At 70.6% G+C, this 17,431-nt stretch carries 14 protein-coding genes and 1 pseudogene; 5 read left to right on the top strand and 10 right to left on the bottom strand.

The window, feature by feature from the left end:
* Positions 1-24: 24 nt before the first annotated feature.
* From ACTWJ9_RS23590 to ACTWJ9_RS23580, 3 genes are read right to left on the bottom strand one after another with little or no spacing between them, the layout of a single operon-like run.
* Entirely contained in the window at positions 25-837 is an 813-nt protein-coding gene (locus ACTWJ9_RS23590) for an HAD family hydrolase (protein WP_388701984.1), read from the bottom strand.
* The gene (locus tag ACTWJ9_RS23585; RefSeq protein WP_423836122.1) at positions 837-3,476 is read right to left on the bottom strand and encodes a phosphoribosyltransferase; all 2,640 of its coding nucleotides are present in this window, start codon (positions 3,474-3,476) and stop codon (positions 837-839) included. The genes ACTWJ9_RS23590 and ACTWJ9_RS23585 overlap by 1 nt, the downstream gene beginning before the upstream one ends.
* 50 nt (positions 3,477-3,526) lie before the next feature.
* Positions 3,527-4,693, bottom strand: a complete 1,167-nt coding sequence (locus tag ACTWJ9_RS23580; RefSeq protein WP_279336256.1) for an HpcH/HpaI aldolase/citrate lyase family protein — start codon at positions 4,691-4,693, stop codon at positions 3,527-3,529.
* A 184-nt stretch (positions 4,694-4,877) separates the two neighbouring features.
* On the opposite strand from ACTWJ9_RS23580, the gene ACTWJ9_RS23575 reads away from it, so the two are divergent.
* The gene (locus ACTWJ9_RS23575; RefSeq protein WP_388701987.1) at positions 4,878-5,804 is read left to right on the top strand and encodes a TerD family protein; all 927 of its coding nucleotides are present in this window, start codon (positions 4,878-4,880) and stop codon (positions 5,802-5,804) included.
* A gap of 53 nt (positions 5,805-5,857) precedes the next feature.
* Here the strand turns inward: ACTWJ9_RS23575 and ACTWJ9_RS23570 are convergent, their stop codons facing one another.
* The 6 genes from ACTWJ9_RS23570 to ACTWJ9_RS23545 form a co-directional block, all read right to left on the bottom strand.
* Complete coding sequence (locus tag ACTWJ9_RS23570) at positions 5,858-6,595, bottom strand: TerD family protein (RefSeq protein ID WP_279336254.1); 738 nt, start codon at positions 6,593-6,595, stop codon at positions 5,858-5,860.
* 166 nt (positions 6,596-6,761) lie between these two features.
* Positions 6,762-7,898 carry a DUF475 domain-containing protein gene (locus ACTWJ9_RS23565; protein ID WP_279336253.1) on the bottom strand — a complete coding sequence of 379 codons (1,137 nt, stop codon included), beginning with the start codon at positions 7,896-7,898 and terminating at the stop codon, positions 6,762-6,764.
* Between the two features lie 76 nt (positions 7,899-7,974).
* The gene (locus tag ACTWJ9_RS23560; protein ID WP_279336252.1) at positions 7,975-8,550 is read right to left on the bottom strand and encodes a TerD family protein; all 576 of its coding nucleotides are present in this window, start codon (positions 8,548-8,550) and stop codon (positions 7,975-7,977) included.
* Positions 8,551-8,681: 131 nt separating this feature from the next.
* On the bottom strand, positions 8,682-9,257 hold the full coding sequence (locus ACTWJ9_RS23555) for a TerD family protein (protein ID WP_279336251.1): 576 nt from the start codon (positions 9,255-9,257) through the stop codon (positions 8,682-8,684).
* A 132-nt stretch (positions 9,258-9,389) separates the two neighbouring features.
* On the bottom strand, positions 9,390-9,848 hold the full coding sequence (locus ACTWJ9_RS23550) for a peroxiredoxin (protein WP_279336250.1): 459 nt from the start codon (positions 9,846-9,848) through the stop codon (positions 9,390-9,392).
* A gap of 170 nt (positions 9,849-10,018) precedes the next feature.
* Positions 10,019-10,456, bottom strand: a complete 438-nt coding sequence (locus tag ACTWJ9_RS23545) for a DUF3052 domain-containing protein (protein ID WP_279336249.1) — start codon at positions 10,454-10,456, stop codon at positions 10,019-10,021.
* 417 nt (positions 10,457-10,873) lie between these two features.
* Here ACTWJ9_RS23545 and aceE point away from each other — a divergent pair, with 417 nt between their 5' ends.
* On the top strand, positions 10,874-13,621 hold the full coding sequence (gene aceE / locus ACTWJ9_RS23540) for a pyruvate dehydrogenase (acetyl-transferring), homodimeric type (protein WP_279336248.1): 2,748 nt from the start codon (positions 10,874-10,876) through the stop codon (positions 13,619-13,621).
* Positions 13,622-14,012: 391 nt separating this feature from the next.
* On the opposite strand, the pseudogene ACTWJ9_RS23535 reads toward aceE, so the two are convergent.
* Positions 14,013-14,303, bottom strand: a pseudogene (locus tag ACTWJ9_RS23535) (small hydrophobic protein); the annotation flags it as partial.
* 445 nt (positions 14,304-14,748) lie between these two features.
* Here ACTWJ9_RS23535 and ACTWJ9_RS23530 point away from each other — a divergent pair.
* The 3 genes from ACTWJ9_RS23530 (at position 14,749) to ACTWJ9_RS23520 (ending at position 17,402) form a co-directional block, all read left to right on the top strand.
* Positions 14,749-15,966, top strand: a complete 1,218-nt coding sequence (locus ACTWJ9_RS23530) for an alpha/beta hydrolase (RefSeq protein WP_279336247.1) — start codon at positions 14,749-14,751, stop codon at positions 15,964-15,966.
* Between the two features lie 67 nt (positions 15,967-16,033).
* The gene (locus tag ACTWJ9_RS23525; RefSeq protein WP_279336246.1) at positions 16,034-16,882 is read left to right on the top strand and encodes a DUF4429 domain-containing protein; all 849 of its coding nucleotides are present in this window, start codon (positions 16,034-16,036) and stop codon (positions 16,880-16,882) included.
* An 82-nt stretch (positions 16,883-16,964) separates the two neighbouring features.
* Entirely contained in the window at positions 16,965-17,402 is a 438-nt protein-coding gene (locus ACTWJ9_RS23520; protein ID WP_279336245.1) for a VOC family protein, read from the top strand.
* Positions 17,403-17,431 lie beyond the last annotated feature (29 nt).

Below are 17,431 nucleotides of genomic sequence, written 5' to 3'. Positions count from 1 at the left end.
CGGCAGGGGCCCCTGCCGGTGCCGTCAGCGTGACGTGCGGGCCGTGTGCAGGAACTCCCGCAGGATGCGTTCGCCGGCCAGCACCCCGCGCTCGGGCAGTGCCGTGGTCCCGGGGGCCGTCCAGCCGGCGTCGGCCAGTTCGCCGTGGCCGGGGCGCCAGCCCCGGTCGGCGGCGAGCAGCAGGTCGGCGTCGAGGAGGGAGTCGCCGGCCGCGAGGGTGAGGCCGGCGCCGGTGCGGCGGGCGACCTCACGCATGGCCGCGCTCTTGGTGAGCGGCTTCGGTACGGCGTAGATCTTGCGGCCCTGCAGGGAGACCGTCCAGCCCCGGTGCTCCGCCCACACGGCGAGTTCCTTCACCCACTCCTCGTCCAGCAGCCGACGCTCGACGACGAGGTAGGCGAAGAGGTCCTCGGCGACCCGGTGCTTGAGGGTCCAGGCCGGTTCGGCGGTCCGCAGCAGATGGTCCTGCACCTCGGAGAGCGGGGCGCACTCGGCGGCGAGGCGCGCGGTCACCCGGGCCTGCCAGTCGGGGTCGGACACGCCGTCGACCAGGAGATGGCCGCCGTTGGCACAGATGGCGTAGGCCGGCGGGGGGCCGGGCAGGCTGATGCGCCCGTACTGCTCGCGGGTGCGGGTGGTCGTCGGTACGAACACCGCGCTGTCACCCAGTTCGGCGAGCAGTCCGGCCGCCGTCTCCGTCATGAAGGACAGCGGGCGGCTCTCGTAGACCTCCACGCACAGCAGGCGGGGCGCCTCGGCGTCGGGCACGGCCAGGGCGAGCGCGCCGGCGGAGTAGATGAGCGTGCGGTCGAGGTCACTGGCGACGAGGACGGTCATCAGCGGGTCACCGCCCTGCCGTCGGCGCCGGTCGCGCCGCGCGTGTACCGGGGGTGGATCAACCCGACGCAGGTGTACGGGAGTCCGTCGACCTCCTCGACGGGGACGCCCCGCTGTTCGGCCAGCAGCCGGACGTGGTCGAGGTCGCTGCCCGCCCCGGCCCGCGCCAGTATCTTCCAGGGCACCCGGCGCAGCAGCACCCGGGTGGTCTCGCCGACGCCGGGCTTGACGAGGTTCACGTCGTGGATGCCGTACTCCTCACTGATGCGTTCGACGGCGGCCCAGCCCTCCCAGGTGGGGGTGCGGTCGGTGGCGAGCAGTTCCTTGGCCTGGGCGCAGGCTGCGTCCGTGACCTCGGGGAAGCGGGCGGCGACGGCGTCCAGGAAGGCCACCGAGGCGTCCGCGTCGGCGAGTTCGCGGTAGAACTTGGCACCGTGGAAGTCGTCCGGGCCGACCAGGTCGGCCCGCAGCACGGTGCGTGAGACGAGGCCGGAGACGGTCGAGTTGAGGCAGGCGGAGGGGATCAGGTAGTCCTCGCGGGTGCCGTAGGTCCGTACGCAGGAGCCGGGATCGGCCAGCACCGCGATCTCCGGGTCGAAGCCGGTGACGCCGTGGGACTTCTCGAACTCCTCGACGGCCTGGGCGAGTTCACGGGTGATGGCACCCTTGCCGGTCCAGCCGTCGACGAAGACGACGTCCCGGGGGTCGTGATGCTCGGCCAGCCAGCGCAGCGCGTTGGCGTCGATGCCGCGGCCGCGGACGATGGAGACGGCGTAGTGCGGGAGGTCGAGCTGGTGCCGGTGCCGGGCCCAGCGGCGCATCAGGATGCCGACGGGGGTGCCGGCGCGGGCCAGGGAGACCAGGACCGGGCGCGGTGACCTCTCCGCGAGGACGGTCTCGGTGACCACGCCGACCGCGTGGGCGAGGCGGGCCGCCGAGGTCTCGAGGGCCGCGTGGAAGAGCTGCTGGTACTGCTCGCTCGGCTGGTACTCGACGGGCAGCGACTCGGCGTAGTGCGCGCCGCCGCTCTGGATGGCCTCCTCGCGCTCCTCGGTCGGCGCCTCCAGGGTGACGTCCGAGAGGTCCTGGAGCAGCCAGCCGACCTCCTCGGGCGCGTACGAGGAGAAGGCGGGGCCGCGGAGGGGCTCGGGCAGCATGGAGGCGGGCCTTTCGAGGGCGTCGGGTCCGGCGGGTCCGGCGGGTACGTCGGGTCCGGCAGGTCCGTAGGAGGGCGCGGGGACGTACGACGGTATGACCGCGAGGAGGACCTGCGGGGTGTGCGCGGCGAGCTCGGCCAGCAGACCGCCGGGCGCGTGCAGCGCGGGGGTGTCGGCGGCCGAGTCGACGACCGCGACCACGGCGTCGAAGCCGGCGCCCGCGACGTTGTAGGCGTAGCGCTCGCCGGGACCGTCGGCGGGGTCGTCGTGGGCGGGGAAGACCAGCCGGGTGCGTATCGCGTAGCCGGGGTCGTCGACGGCGAGGACGGGTGAGCGGGTGGTGGTCGAGAAGCGCGCCTCGACGCCCCTCTGCTCCAGCGCGTGGGCGAGGCGGAGCGGGGCGTACATCAGCTCCTCGAAGCCGAGGACGAGCACGCGGTGCGCGCCGTCGGGGAGTGCCGCTGCGAGGCGGGCCGCCATGTCGGGCAGTGCGCTCTCCAGGCGGGCGCGGTGCGCGGGGGTGAAGCCGTGGCGTCCGCCGTCGGGAAGGCCACAAGGCCAGCCCAGATCCACCCGTGTGAGCTTGCCGTCCGGGTGCGGGCCGTCTCGGGTCGATCGCGCCCGCGCGGCGGTGGCCGCAGATTCGGCTGCGTCCCGCGCCCCCAGGGGGTGGTTCCCGCCGTCGGCCGCACGGCCGAGGGCACCGGCGTCCCCCGTGGCACCCTCGTACCGCGCGACCAGCTCCTGTCCCTTCTCCAGGACGCCCTCCGGCAGCCGCACCGTGCCCGCCACGGTCGTCACCAGGTCGATGCGCGCCCCGATCTCGCGGGCGAACTCGTCCAGCCGCCCGGCGTCGGCGGGCGAGCGCATGTCGACCAGGGCGACCACGACGTACCGCGTCCGCGGATACCGCGCCTGCAGATCGCGCACGGTGTTCAGCACCGTGTTGCCCGTGGAGAACTCGTCGTCGACCAGGACCAGCGGCCCGTCCCCGGCCAGCAGCCCGGGGTCCTCGGGGAGCAGCAGGTGCGAGGTCGCGTGGGAGTGGGACTCCTCGAAACCGCCCGCCGTGGCCACCCCGGGGACCGGGCGGCGCGTGGAGTGCAGGCAGGGGGCGCCGCCCAGGCCGTCGGCGACCGAGTGGCCGAGGCCGGTCGCGGTCTCCGCGTACCCGAGGACCACGGCCCGGTGGGCCTGTTCGCCCAGCAGTTCGCGGACCCGGCGGCCGAGGGCGACACCGTGGCCGTAGACGACCGACGGCGGGCTGGGTACGTGCTTGCCGAGGACGTTGGACACCAGCAGGTGGGCCCGTTTGGGGTTGCGGCGCAGGGCCAGGCCCAGCAGTCCGGTCAGCCGGTCGTCGCCGGCCAGTTCGACGCCGAGCCGCTCCGCGACCCAGCTCCCGGACCAGACGCTCCCACCGGTCGCGCCCTCGCCGGTCGGTGCCCCGTCGCGCGCCTCACGGCGCACTGCCTCGTTCACTGACTTCTCACTGCCTTCTCCATGAGGTCTCCTGCCGTCGCTCCGGTACGTCACTCCGCCAGGCCGGCCGCGAGCAGTTCCACGAACCCGATGTCCTCGTTGGCGACGCCGAAGACCTCGGCGCGCAGCAGGGTCCGCTCGGCCCAGGCGCGGTGCGGCTTCACCTCGTTCATCTTGTTCGTGTACGCCGACCTCAGGACGCCCCCGCCGTCGCGTTCCGGCCGGAGGATGTCCTGCGCGTCGCTGTACTCCTCGTGACTGACGACGGACAGCGCGTGCACGGGCAGCACGTGCGAGGGGTGGATGCAGGTCTTGCCCTGCAGTCCGTTGGCCCGGTCCAGGGAGATCTCCCTCAGCAGGCCGTCCATGGCGTGCTCGATCAGTGTCGCGCGCAGTTCCACGGCCTGTACCTCCAGGAAGGGGCTCTGCCGCAGTTGTGGCTTGAACATGCGTTCCTGGACCCGGAAGTACTCCCAGACCGGACCCGTCACGGTGAATCCGGTGCCGTCGGCACGGGCCAGCATGTTCACCACGTCGGCGATCACGGAGGCGACGATCTGGATGTCGTAGGCGGTCATGTCGGGGCCGCGGCGCAGCCCGTACGGGGAGCAGAAGTCGGTCACGCCGAGGCGCAGGGCGAGGACCCGGTCACGGTACTTGTCGACCGCGCGGAGGATGCCTTCGAGGGTCTCCACGCGTGTCTCGCGGTAGAGCAGCTCCGGCGACTCCAGTACCGGCATGGCGAAGAGGCGGTGACCGCTCTCGGCCTCGGCGAGGGCGAGGGCCTCCAGGAAGGGCACGCCGCGTTCCTCGGTGAACTTCGGCAGGACGAATCCGGACAGCAACGGGAGGGCGGGGCCGAGACGCCGGACGAGGTCCGGTATCTGGTCGGGGGTCCGGACCCGGACGAACAGCAGCGGCAGATCGGCCTCCGGCCGGGCGGCCAGGTCGGCGAACTGGCGGACGAGGTTCGCCTCGCCGGCGATCACGTCCTCGTCGCCGATGGAGTCCTCCAGGCACAGCACCATCGAGACCACGCCGCGCCCTGCCTGCTTGACCACGTCGTCGGCGAGCCGGGGGCGGGTGGCGGGGCTGTACAGCGTGGCGCCGAGGGCCGTGGAGAGCAGACGGGCCGGTGACTCCTGTGTGAACACGCCCGGCTCCCGGTGGAAGAGACGTTTCCGCACCGCCGGGGCGATCTGTCCGAAGTGATGCATTGAACTCCCCCGTGGCCGTTGGGCATGCTGTGGAATGTCGGAAGGTGGCCGGTAATAGTACGTACGGAACGATGTCGGCGGTTCCCGCCCGGTGTGAACTCCGGGGGTCCCGACGGTGTCGTTCCCCTACCGTCTCGATACCCCCGCATTGTCGTGGTCAGGACGGAGAGGGCAGGATGACCGCATGACGCACGCCATGCTGAAGGGGTCGAACGTCCCGCTCCAAGCCACCACGGTACGCGCCGTCCTGCGCTGGTCCCCGGGGCAGGGTGTGCCGGACGTGGACGCGTCCGCGCTGCTCCTGGGGCTCGACGACCGGGTGCGCTCGGACGAGGACTTCGTCTTCTACAACCAGCCCCGGCACCCGTCCGGCACGGTGTGGCGGCTCGGCAAGAAGCGGGTCGCCGAGGAGCTGACCGACACGATCCAGACAGACCTCGACGGGGTCGAGGACGGCGTGGGGCGGATCCTGCTGGTGGCGTCGGCGGACGGCGTCACCTTCGACCGGGTGCACACGCTGCGCATCCTGCTGTTCGACGCGCAGGCGCCCGACGCGGAGCCGCTGGCGTACTTCGACGTCAAGCCGGAGACGGGCCAGGAGACGGCGCTGATCTGCGGTGAGCTGTACCGGCGCGGGGAGGGCTGGAAGTTCCGGGCGCTCGGCGAGGGCTACTCGAACGGACTGAAGGGCCTGGCGACGGACTTCGGCATCTCGGTGGACGAGTCGGAGGCGGCGCAGGACCCCTCGGCCCCCGACCCCGGCCGGCCGGACACGTCCGCCTCGACCGGGGCCCCGGTCCCTCCCGAGGCGCTGACCCAGCCGCAGGCCCCGTCCGCGGCGGACCTGTCCGGGCCCATGCCGCCCGAGCAGCCGGCGGGGGTGCCGGCCCAGCCCGCGTACGGGTATCCGCCGCAGCAGCCCCCGGCCGCGCAGCCGGCGTACGGCTACCCGCAGACGACCGGGCGGCCCGCCTACGGCTACCCGCAGACATCGCCCGCGGCGGCCGCGGCGGGGGCGCCGTCCGGCTACGGCTACCCGCCCCCCGCGCCCGGCGCCCCCGACCCCGACTTCCGCCTGCCCCCGCAGGGACCTCAGTTCATCGGGCGGTAGAGACCGGTCCGGAAGGGCCCCGGCACGACCGGGGCCCTGGCGCAACCGGGTCCCTAACGGTCCACCTTCGACTTGAAGCCGCGGCCCCACTGCAGGCCCCACCCGTACAGCCGGTCGAGCTCCGCCTGGAAGCCGTAGACGAACTTCACCTCGCGGTGGACCACGATCTCGCCCTTGACGTTCTCGATCATCACCACCGCGCAGGAGCGGGCCTGCGGATGGCGTTCGTCCAGGCCTATCTCGATCCGCGGGCCATTGCTCGGGAACAGGGTGACGATGGCGTGCGTGCGGTCGAAGGCGGGCGTCTGGTCGTAGATGTACGCGAAGACCAGCAGGCGCTTGATGTGCTCACGCTGGTCCAGGTTGACGTAGATCGTCTCACCGGACGCCGAGCCGAACCGGTCGTCGCCGCTGAGCTTGACGTACGGCGGCGCGTTGACGTCGCCGAGGAGGCCGCCGAGCGGCTGGACCACGCCCTTGGTGCCGTCCTGGAGTTCGTACAGGCAGCCCAGGTCCAGGTCGACGTTGACCATGCTCTGGCTGTGGGCGACGACCTCCGGGGGCTTGAGCGCCTTGAGCGGGTGCCGCAGCAGGCTCTCCCGCTGGAAGCCGCCCAGGTCGGAGGTCCGCATCCGCCAGCTCAGGTTGATCCGCAGATGGCCGTTGGCCGCGCCCTGTTTGGTCAGGGACACCTGCGCGTACCGTTTGGTCAGCTCGATGGCGTTGGTGGCCGCGTTGCCCGAGTCGAAGGCCGTCTCTTTCCCGCGCCACAGTCCGTCCAGAAAGCCCATTCCCGCCCCAAGTCCGCTCGTGGAACCCTGCCGGCCCCGCTGCCGTGCCGTCCCGCCGTCCCGTTGTCCCGCCGTTCCGCCGCCCCCGCAACGGCCGACGGGGCGGCCCCGAGGAGTGGTTCCTCGACGGCCGCCCCGAACAGAGCGTTCCTCACGCGGAGGGCTGTCACACCCCGGACGAGACCTCGGTCTTCTCCGGGGTTCCCCCGGCCGCCGCGATCGCCTTGTTGCGGCGCACGGAGGACCAGAAGGAGGCACCGATCAGGACGACGCCGATCAGGCCGGTGATGATCTCGTTGATCTCGTACTGGATCGTGATGAGCAGCAGGGCGGCGAGCGCGCCGATGGCGTAGTGCGCGCCGTGCTCCAGGTAGACGTACTCGTCGAGGGTGCCCTGGCGGACCAGGTAGACCGTCAGCGAACGGACGTACATGGCGCCGATGCCCAGGCCCAGGGCCATCAGCACGATGTCGTTGGTGATGGCGAAGGCGCCGATCACACCGTCGAAGGAGAAGGAGGCGTCCAGGACCTCGAGGTAGAGGAACATGAAGAACGCGGCCTTGCCGGCCATCGCGACCGCCGTGCGGGGCTTTCCGGCGCGCGCGGCCTTCTCCTCCTCCTCGTGCTCGCGTTCCTCGTCCTCTTCGAGCTTGTCCTCGAAGTAGCCGGAGAGTCCGCCCACGATCATGTAGGTGATCAGACCCCCGATGCCGGCGAGGAGGACGGTCTCCGCCTTGTCGACGTGGAGGCCGCCGTGCTGGTGGGCGTTGGCCCCGACGGTCATGGAGGCGATCAGCAGGACGATCAGCGCGACGCAGACCGACAGCATGTCGACCTTGCCGAGCTTGGAGAGCGGGCGCTCGATCCAGGTCAGCCACTTGATCTCCCGCTCCTCGAACACGAAGTCCAGGAAGATCATCAGCAGGAACATGCCACCGAACGCGGCGATCGACGGGTGGGCGTCGGTGACGAGTTGCTGGTACTGGTCCTTGTCGTCGAAGGCGAGCTTGACCGCTTCGATCGGACCGAGCTGGGCACTGAGGGCGACGATCACGACGGGGAAGACCAGCCGCATACCGAAGACGGCGATCAGGATGCCGATCGTGAGGAAGATCTTCTGCCAGAAGGCATTCATCTTCTTCAGGATCCCGGCGTTGACCACCGCGTTGTCGAAGGACAGCGAGATCTCGAGGATCGACAGGATCGCCACGATGCCAAAGGCGGTCCACCCCCCGAAAAGGATCGCTGCGACCAGGCCGAGCGCGGTGACCGCGAACGACCAGCCGAAGGTTTTCAGAACCACTGGCTACCCCATCATGTGTTGGGGGCTCCACCGGACGATCTTCCGGAGGAGACTCTCCCCGCTGCCGAAGGCGGCTTTACGAAACATTGACTCCGAAGTCTAGAGCGATGCCCCGCAGCCCAGACGCGTACCCCTGCCCCACCGCCCTGAACTTCCACTCGCCCTGATAGCGGTAGAGCTCGCCGAAGATCATCGCGGTTTCGGTGGAAGCGTCCTCCGACAGGTCGTACCGGGCCAGTTCCTGGCCGTCCGCCTGGTTGACGACACGGATGAAGGCGTTGCTGACCTGGCCGAATGCCTGGCCGCGGTCGTCGGCCAGATGGATGGAGACCGGAAAAACGATCTTGTCGCACCGGGCCGGCACCTGGGAGAGGTCGACCAGCAGGGACTCGTCGTCGCCGTCGCCCTCACCGGTGAGGTTGTCACCGGTGTGCTGCACCGAGCCGTCCGGGCTCGTGAGCTGGTTGTAGAAGACGAACCACTCGTCCCCCATGACCCGGCCGTCGCTGCACACCAGCGCGCTGGCGTCGAGGTCGAAGGGTGCTCCGGTGGTGGAGCGTGCGTCCCAGCCGAGCCCGATCATCACCTGCGTGAGGTTCGGTGCGGCCTTGGACAGGGAGACGTTGCCCCCCTTGGCAAGCGTGACACCCATGATGCTGATCCTCCCCGGGTCGTGTTCTCAGGTGGTCCTGCGCCTCCGGCGCCACACGTGAACCGTGTGGCGCCGGACAGAACGGCCGTACGAGGCGGCCGGGCCCGGGCGGCGCCCGGGACGTGACCGTCTCAGACGTTCACCCCGAAGTCCTGCGCGATGCCGCGCAGGCCGGAGGCGTAGCCCTGGCCGATGGCGCGGAACTTCCACTCGGCGCCGTTGCGGTACAGCTCGCCGAAGACCATGGCGGTCTCCGTGGAGGCGTCCTCCGACAGGTCGTAGCGGGCGATCTCGGCGCCGCCGGCCTGGTTGATGACGCGGATGAACGCGTTGCGCACCTGGCCGAAGGACTGCTGGCGGTTCTCGGCGTCGTAGATCGAGACCGGGAAGACGATCTTCTCGATCTCCGCCGGGACACCGGCGAGGTTGACCTTGATCTGCTCGTCGTCGCCCTCGCCCTCACCGGTGAGGTTGTCGCCGGTGTGCTCGACCGAGCCGTCCGGGCTCTTGAGGTTGTTGAAGAAGACGAAGTTGGCGTCGTTGGTGACCTTGCCGGTGTTGTTCACCAGCAGCGCGCTGGCGTCCAGGTCGAAGTCGGTGCCGGTCGTGGTGCGGACGTCCCACCCCAGTCCGACGATGACCGCGGTCAGGCCCGGCGCCTCCTTGGTCAGCGATACGTTGCCGCCCTTGCTGAGGCTGACTCCCACGAGTCCTCCCTTGATGTCCGGGGGCGGGAAGCCCCGTCGTGCGTTGGATGTCCGATCAACGTGTCGATCCTAGTGATGGGTTCCCGGCCGCCGCAGGCCGCGGGGCGGGGAATCACCGGGTGTCGGACGTGCTCACAGCGCGTCGAGCGCTCCGACGTACTCGTTCAGGTCACGTGCGTCGGGCAGCGCGTTGACGACCGTCCAGCGCACGACGCCCTCCCGGTCGATGACGAAGGTCCCCCGCACGGCGCAGCCCTTGCCCTCGTCGAAGACGCCGTACGCGCGGGAGACCTCGCCGTGCGGCCAGAAGTCCGACAGCAGGGGGTACTCCAGGCTCTCCTGCTCGGCGAAGACGCGCAGGGTGTGGATGGAGTCGTTGGAGACGGCGAGCAGCGCGGTGTCGCGGTCGGTGAGGAGCGGCAGGCTGTCGCGCAGTGCGCGCAGTTCCCCGGTGCACACGCCGGTGAAGGCGAAGGGGTAGAAGACGAGCACCACGTTCCGCTGTCCGAGGTGGTCGGACAGCCGTACGGGCGCGCCGTGGTTGTCCTTGAGCTCGAAGTCGGGGGCCTTGTCGCCGACCTGGATCGCCATCGCCTCGTTCGTCCCTTCGGGGGTGCTGTTCCCGGTTCGTTCCCGGAGACCACCCTACGCACGGGGTACGACAGTGGGCCGGACGGGCCGATCCGGTCGGCCCGTCCGGGTTCGAACGGGGTGCGACCCCGGCGGCGGGAGTGCCGCCGCCGGAGCCGCCTCCGCCATGGTTACCTCCTGGACTTGGCGGCCTTCGGCGTGGCCAGCCTGCTGCCGCTCCAGTCCTTGCCCACGCTGACGCTCTTGGCCGCCGTCAGGCCGGCCGTGGTGGCGGCCTCCGAGACGTCACTCGGCTCGACGTAGCCCGAACGGCCTGTCTTCGGCGTGAGGAGCAGGATGGCACCGCCCTCTTCGATGTACGTGCCGGCGTCCACCAGCGCGTCCGTCAGGTCGCCGTCGTCGTCGCGGAACCACAGCACAACGGCGTCAGCCACGTCGTCGTAGTCCTCGTCGACCAGGTCGTTCTCGATGACGCCCTCGATGGCCTCGCGGAGCTCCTGGTCGACGTCGTCGTCGTAGCCGATCTCCTGGACCACCTGCCCGGGCTGGAACCCCAGCCTGGCGGCAGGGTTCGTCCGCTCCTCCGCGTGGTCCGCGGTCGCGCTCACGGTTTGCCTCCTGATCATGGTTTGGGAATCTCGTCAATTGTCACAGTCGCGCGCGGGCGCGCGGCTGTGGCCGTAGTCCACACGGGCGGGGCGGTTCGCGCAAGTACCCGGCCGCAGGGACCGTCGAAACGGTGACGATCCTGGCCGGGTCACCGCAACTCCAGGCACATCATCCTGGCCCACAGTGATACACACCACACCTTTGTGCCCTCTATGGGCGTTTGGGAACCGTATACGGGTACGAGACTCGCACGAGTCCGTGGCCCGTCCCGTATGCCACCGTACCGGTGACGGGGTCGGGTTACCTATCGGTAGAGATGACGTGTGCGGCCCCCGGGTGGACGATGGGGAGCGCGCAGACGGCTAAATCAGTGAAGCAGTGGCCCTCTCACGGCCCTCTGACAGGTAAGGAACAGCGTGGCTTCCGCATCCGATCGCAGCCCGATCATCATTGGTGGCCTTCCGAGTCAGGTTCCTGACTTCGACCCCGAGGAAACACAGGAGTGGCTCGACTCCCTCGACGCCGCGGTCGACGAGCGCGGCCGGGAGCGGGCCCGCTATCTGATGCTGCGGCTGATCGAGCGCGCCCGCGAGCGCCGCGTGGCCGTGCCCGAGATGCGCAGCACGGACTACGTCAACACGATCCCCACCCGCGCGGAGCCGTTCTTCCCGGGCAACGAGGAGATCGAGCGCAAGATCCTCAACGCGACCCGGTGGAACGCCGCGGTGATGGTCTCGCGCGCGCAGCGGCCCGGGATCGGCGTCGGCGGCCACATCGCCACGTTCGCGTCCTCGGCGTCGCTGTACGACGTGGGCTTCAACCACTTCTTCCGCGGGAAGGACGCGGGCGACGGCGGTGACCAGGTCTTCTTCCAGGGCCACGCCTCACCGGGCATCTACGCGCGCGCGTACCTGCTGGACCGGCTCTCCGAGCGGCAGCTGGACGGCTTCCGGCAGGAGAAGTCGAAGGCGCCCGAGGCGCTGTCGTCGTACCCGCACCCGCGGTCGATGCCGGACTTCTGGGAGTTCCCGACGGTCTCGATGGGCCTCGGCCCGATCGGCGCGATCTACCAGGCCCGGATGAACCGCTACATGCAGGCGCGCGGCATCACCGACACCTCGAAGTCGCACGTGTGGGCGTTCCTCGGCGACGGCGAGATGGACGAGCCCGAGTCGCTGGGCCAGCTGTCCATCGCCGCCCGCGAGAACCTGGACAACCTGACCTTCGTCGTCAACTGCAACCTGCAGCGCCTCGACGGGCCGGTGCGCGGGAACGGCAAGATCATCCAGGAGCTGGAGTCCATCTTCCGGGGCGCCGGCTGGAACGTGATCAAGCTGGTCTGGGACCACACCTGGGACCCGCTGCTCGCCCAGGACCGGGACGGGGTGCTGGTCAACCGGATGAACACCACTCCGGACGGCCAGTACCAGACGTACGCCACCGAGTCCGGGGCGTACATCCGCAACCACTTCTTCGGCGACGACCACCGGCTGCGCGCCATGGTCGAGGGCATGACCGACGACCAGATCCTGCACCTGGGCCGCGGCGGTCACGACCACCGGAAGATCTACGCGGCCTACAAGGCGGCCCTGGAGCACAAGGGCCAGCCGACGGTGATCCTCGCCAAGACGGTCAAGGGCTGGACGCTGGGTCCGAACTTCGAGGGCCGCAACGCCACGCACCAGATGAAGAAGCTGACGGTCGACGACCTCAAGGGCTTCCGGGACCGCATGCACCTGCCGATCGCCGACAAGGACCTGGAGTCCGGTCTGCCGCCGTACTACCACCCGGGCCGCGACTCGGAGGAGATCCAGTACATGCACGACCGCCGCAAGGCCTGCGGCGGGTACGTACCGACCCGTGTGGTGCGCTCGAAGCCACTCGCACTGCCCGGCGACAAGACGTACGCGAACGTGAAGAAGGGCTCGGGCCAGCAGTCCATCGCCACGACCATGGCCTTCGTCCGGCTCCTCAAGGAGCTCCTGCGGGACAAGGAGATCGGCAAACGGTTCGTGCTGATCGCGCCGGACGAGTACCGCACGTTCGGCATGGACTCGTTCTTCCCGAGCGCGAAGATCTACAACCCGCTGGGCCAGCAGTACGAGTCCGTGGACCGGGATCTGCTGCTCACGTACAAGGAGGCGCCGAACGGGCAGATGCTGCACGACGGCATCTCCGAGGCCGGCTGCACGGCCTCGCTGATCGCGGCCGGCTCGGCGTACGCCACGCACGGCGAACCGCTCATCCCGGTGTACGTCTTCTACTCGATGTTCGGTTTCCAGCGCACCGGTGACCAGTTCTGGCAGATGGCCGACCAGCTGGCGCGCGGTTTCGTCCTGGGCGCGACCGCGGGGCGTACGACCCTGACCGGTGAGGGCCTTCAGCACGCGGACGGGCACTCGCAGCTGCTGGCGTCCACGAACCCGGGCTGCGTCGCCTACGACCCGGCCTTCGGGTTCGAGATCGCGCACATCGTGCAGGACGGCCTGCGCCGGATGTACGGCGGCGACGAGCAGCACCCGCACGGCGAGGACGTCTTCTACTACCTGACCGTCTACAACGAGCCCATCCAGCACCCGGCCGAGCCCGCGAACGTGGACGCGGAGGGCATCGTGAAGGGCCTGTACCGCTTCAGCGAGGGCACGGCGGGCAGCCTGCCCGCCCAGATCCTCGCCTCCGGTGTCGCGGTGCCCTGGGCGGTCGAGGCGCAGAGGATCCTCGCCGAGGAGTGGGACGTCAGGGCCGACGTCTGGTCGGCGACCTCCTGGAACGAGCTGCGGCGCGAGGCGGTGGACTGCGAGCGGCACAACCTGCTGCACCCGGAGGAGGAGCAGCGCGTCCCGTACGTGACGCGGAAGCTGGCCTCGGCGCAGGGGCCGGTCGTGGCGGTGTCGGACTGGATGCGGTCGGTGCCGGACCAGATCTCGCGCTGGGTGCCGGGGACGTACCAGTCGCTGGGCGCGGACGGCTTCGGCTTCGCGGACACCCGCGGGGCGGCCCGGCGGTTCTTCCACATCGACGCGCAGTCGATCGTGGTGGCGGTGCTGACGGAGCTGGTCCGCGAGGGCCACCTCGACCGGTCGGTGCTGAAGCAGGCCATCGACCGCTACCAACTGCTCGACGTCACCGCGGCCGACCCGGGCCCGGCGGGCGGCGACGCGTGACGTCCCGACGGGCGGCGTGACGGAGCCGTCCGAGGAAACGAGGAGGGCCTCCGGCGAGTCGCCGGAGGCCCTCATCCCGTTCGGTCCCGGGGCTGCGGGTCCGTCAGAACATTCCTTGACGTCCTCTCCTGCCCGAGGGCAGGAGATTCCGGTCGGTACCGCTTCGCGGTACCACCTCGGGTTCCTGTTTCACAGGCCACTGCCGACCGGTGAGGGTCGGTCTTACACGGCCTCCGCAGGCCTGACTTCCCGCCCGTCCGGCGGTAGGTCCGACAACTCCGTCGTCGGACAAGGCGATCTCAGCCATGCCGCCGCGCCCCTTCGGGCCACTACGGGCAGGATGCCCTACACCTCCACCCTGAAGGGTGGAGCACTGGGCAAGTGTTCGGTAGCCCGGGGTGGTCGCCCCGGCCAGCCAGACGACGGCCAGGAGCGTGTCGATCGCACCCAGGACGAGGGCGACCAGGGCCGGCACCGGGCGGGACCCCGCCCAGCTGCGGCCCATGGCGAGCCGGCCGCAGACGATCGCCGCGGGGCCGAGGACGATCCCCAGCACGAAGAATCCGGCGACCGCGCAGATGACCCCGATGATTCCGAGCGTCGCGCGGTCCTGCCCCGTCGATGACCACCCGCGACCACCCGACCGGGAGTGCCTGCGCGTACCGTGTCCGAAGCTCGCCATCGCCAACTCCCTTGATCCATGGGCTGGTCAGAGAGGCGTACGGGGTTCGTCGAGAGGCGGGTACCCCCGCTTCAGCGGTGGATTCACGCTGCGCGGACGGCTGGAGGGATGCTGCCTGCGCGCTGCCCCCCTCCAGCAGCGCGCCGCAGCCACAGCCTCCATGCCCTGCGGAGGACTTGACCCACTGTGACCTGCGGTGCCCGCCGAAGGGGAGGGTTCACCTCGTTTGTTCACCCTGATGAGCGAACTCGCTCCGGGGGTTCCTCGGGTGTGGCCGCCTCCGGCGGAACCGCGGAACCGCTGAGGCGACCAGGGGCGCCGTGCGCGAGCCGACGACGGCCCGCATCCCGGCGGGCTGACCATCGCTCACAACCCGCGCATCGAAACGTGATACTCGTCACTCGATTGACGCGAGACCCTCTCGTTCTCCTAATGTGTCCCGGCAGTGACTTCCTTCGACTCCTCTCCACAGCTGAACGCGGGGCGCGCGCTCCTCGCACTCGCCGTCGTCTTCGTGATGCTGGCGACCACCGGCTGGTCGGCACTGCGCCAGCAGCGGGAGGCGGCACCTCTGTCCGCCTCGCTCACCGCCTGGGAGCACGGCCGCACAGCGGGCCGCGAGCTGCCGGACCCGCGGTCCGCGCCCGGCAGGCTGGCCCGGTTCTTCGCCTCGCTCACCGAGGCGCAGCGGCTGGGTCTCGCCCACCGCTTCCCCCTCGCGGTCGGCAACATGAACGGCGCCCCGGCCGATCTGCGGTACCGCGCCAACCGCATCGCGATGGAGCAGGCCCGCGAGATCGAGCGGGAACGGATGCGCGACACACGGCTCACGCCCGCGGGACAGCACCAGGCGGGCCGCCGGATGAACCGCCTCGGGGCACTGCTGAAACCGGGACGCCAGATCCTCGCCTTCGACCCGTCGGGGCCGGGCCGTGTGGCCGAGGTCTTCGGCGACCTGGACGAGGCCGAACGCATCTCGGTCGTCGTCCCCGGCGTCGACACGGATCTGCTCACCTTCCAGCGCACCTACCGCCGCTACTCGGCCCCCGTCGGCATGGCCGAGGCGCTGCGCGCGGCCGAGTACGAGGCGGACCCCGCGACCCGTACCGCCGTGATCGCCTGGGCCGACTACACCGCGCCCGGCGGAGTCGGCATGGAGGCGGCCATGGCCGGGCGCGCCGGGGACGGCGCGCTACGGCTCGACGCGCTGCTGCGCGCGCTGCCCGGCACGGCCCCGGTCGCGCTGTTCTGCCACAGCTACGGCTCCGTGGTGTGCGGGCTCGCCGCGAGCACCCTGCCCGGCCGGGTCACCGACATCGCGGTGGCCGGCAGTCCCGGCATGCGGGCCGAGACGGCCTCCGCGCTGCGCACCCACGCGCGCGTGTGGGCCATGCGGGACGCCGACGACTGGGTCCAGGACGTGCCCTATCTGGAGGTCGGCGGACTGGGCCACGGCGCCGACCCGGTCTCCCCCGCTTTCGGGGCCCGGGTCCTGTCGGCCCGTGAGGCCCAGGGACACAGCGGGTATTTCGAGCCGGGCACGGACAGTCTGCGCAACTTCGCCGAGATCGGCGTTGGCGCATACCCGGCGGTGGCCTGCGCACACGATGACGGCGTATGCCGGGCGGGTTTGTCCTACGCCCGCTCACCCGGACGCGCGTAGAGAACGGAGGAACCGCGGTATGCACGGGGAGGGGACGAAAAAGCTCGTGCCGCATACGATGAGCCGCATGGGTGACGTACTGGCCGGATTTCACGCTGCCTGGGAGTTCGAGTCCGACTCCGTGCTCATCCGTTACGAAAGGGGGATTCGAACACCCAAGTTGTTCCAGGCGCTCGGGGAACGACGCGTTCCCCTGGAGGCCGTCGCCGGGGTGACGCTGACCCCCGGCAGGCGCGGCAGCGTCGTGCTGCGCCTCGAGCCCCGGCCCGGGGCCGACCCGCTGATGGAGGCGGCGGCCGGGCAGTTGAAGGAGAGCTCCGACCCCTACCGGCTGGTGCTGCCCGCCGAGCGCGAGACGCTCGCCGAGTACTACGCCGACGAACTCCTCGCCCGCCTCACCGAGTCCGGTCCCGCCGAGCGCCACCTGGTGCCGGCCCCCGAGGTGCCGCTGCGGTTCAAGGCGTACGACGGCAGGGCCGCCTTCGACGGGACGACGGTCTCCTTCCACTGGTTCTGGACGGGCGCCTCGTCGGCGAAGTGGAAAGCCGGTGACCAGCGCTTCCCGGTGGGTGAGCTGAGCGGTGTGGAGTGGCGGTCGCCCGAGGTCTTCGAAGGACACCTGCGGCTGCTGCGCCGGGACGAGCCGGCGTCGTCGCCCCCGGCCGACCAGGACCCGGCGGCCGTGGTGTTCGGGCTGGGCTACGGGCCGGTGCACGAGTCGCTGCCGTTCGCGGCGGCCGTGCTGGCGGCGGTACGGACCTCCGAGCCGGTGCCCGCGGTGGTCGCGGCGGCCGTGCGCCGCGACCCCGCCGACATCGCCGACCGCATCCGCCACCTCGGCGAACTGCACCAGGCGGGCCTGGTGACGGACGAGGAGTTCTCCTCCAAGAAAGCGGAGCTGCTGGCGGAGCTCTAGGGGCTGACGGGGCTTCAGGGCCTGTCCGGCGGATTCTGCCGGACGGGCCCGGCCTGCTCGTCGCTCCCGTTACGGTGGGCCGATGTCATCATCGGTCAAGCAGTTCCAGGTCACCTTCGACTGCGCGCAGCCCGAGCGCGTCGCCCGTTTCTGGTGCGAGGTGCTGGGGTACGTCGTACCGCCGCCGCCGGAGGGGTTCGCCACGTGGGACGATTTCGACCGCGTGCTGCCGCCGGAGCGCCAGGGCTCCGCGTTCGCGTGCGTCGACCCCTCGGGGGTGGGCCCGCGGCTGTTCTTCCAGCGTGTTCCCGAGGGCAAGGCCGTCAAGAACCGGGTGCACCTCGACGTGCGGGTCGGCACCGGGCTCGTGGGGGAAGAACGCCTGGCCGCTCTCGAGGCCGAGTGCGCACGGCTGGTCGCGCTCGGCGCGGTACGGGTGCGGCTGCTGCGTGCCGACGGCTTCAACGAGTCGTGCCTCGTGATGCAGGACGTCGAGGGCAACGAGTTCTGTCTCGACTGAGCGTCCCTCGGGGACGGCGGGGCGGTGAG

Origin of the sequence: Streptomyces sp. GDS52, from assembly GCF_052246875.1 — a bacterium.
Taxonomy (GTDB): domain Bacteria; phylum Actinomycetota; class Actinomycetes; order Streptomycetales; family Streptomycetaceae; genus Streptomyces; species Streptomyces cathayae.
This window is presented reverse-complemented; position numbering and strand designations above follow the sequence as displayed.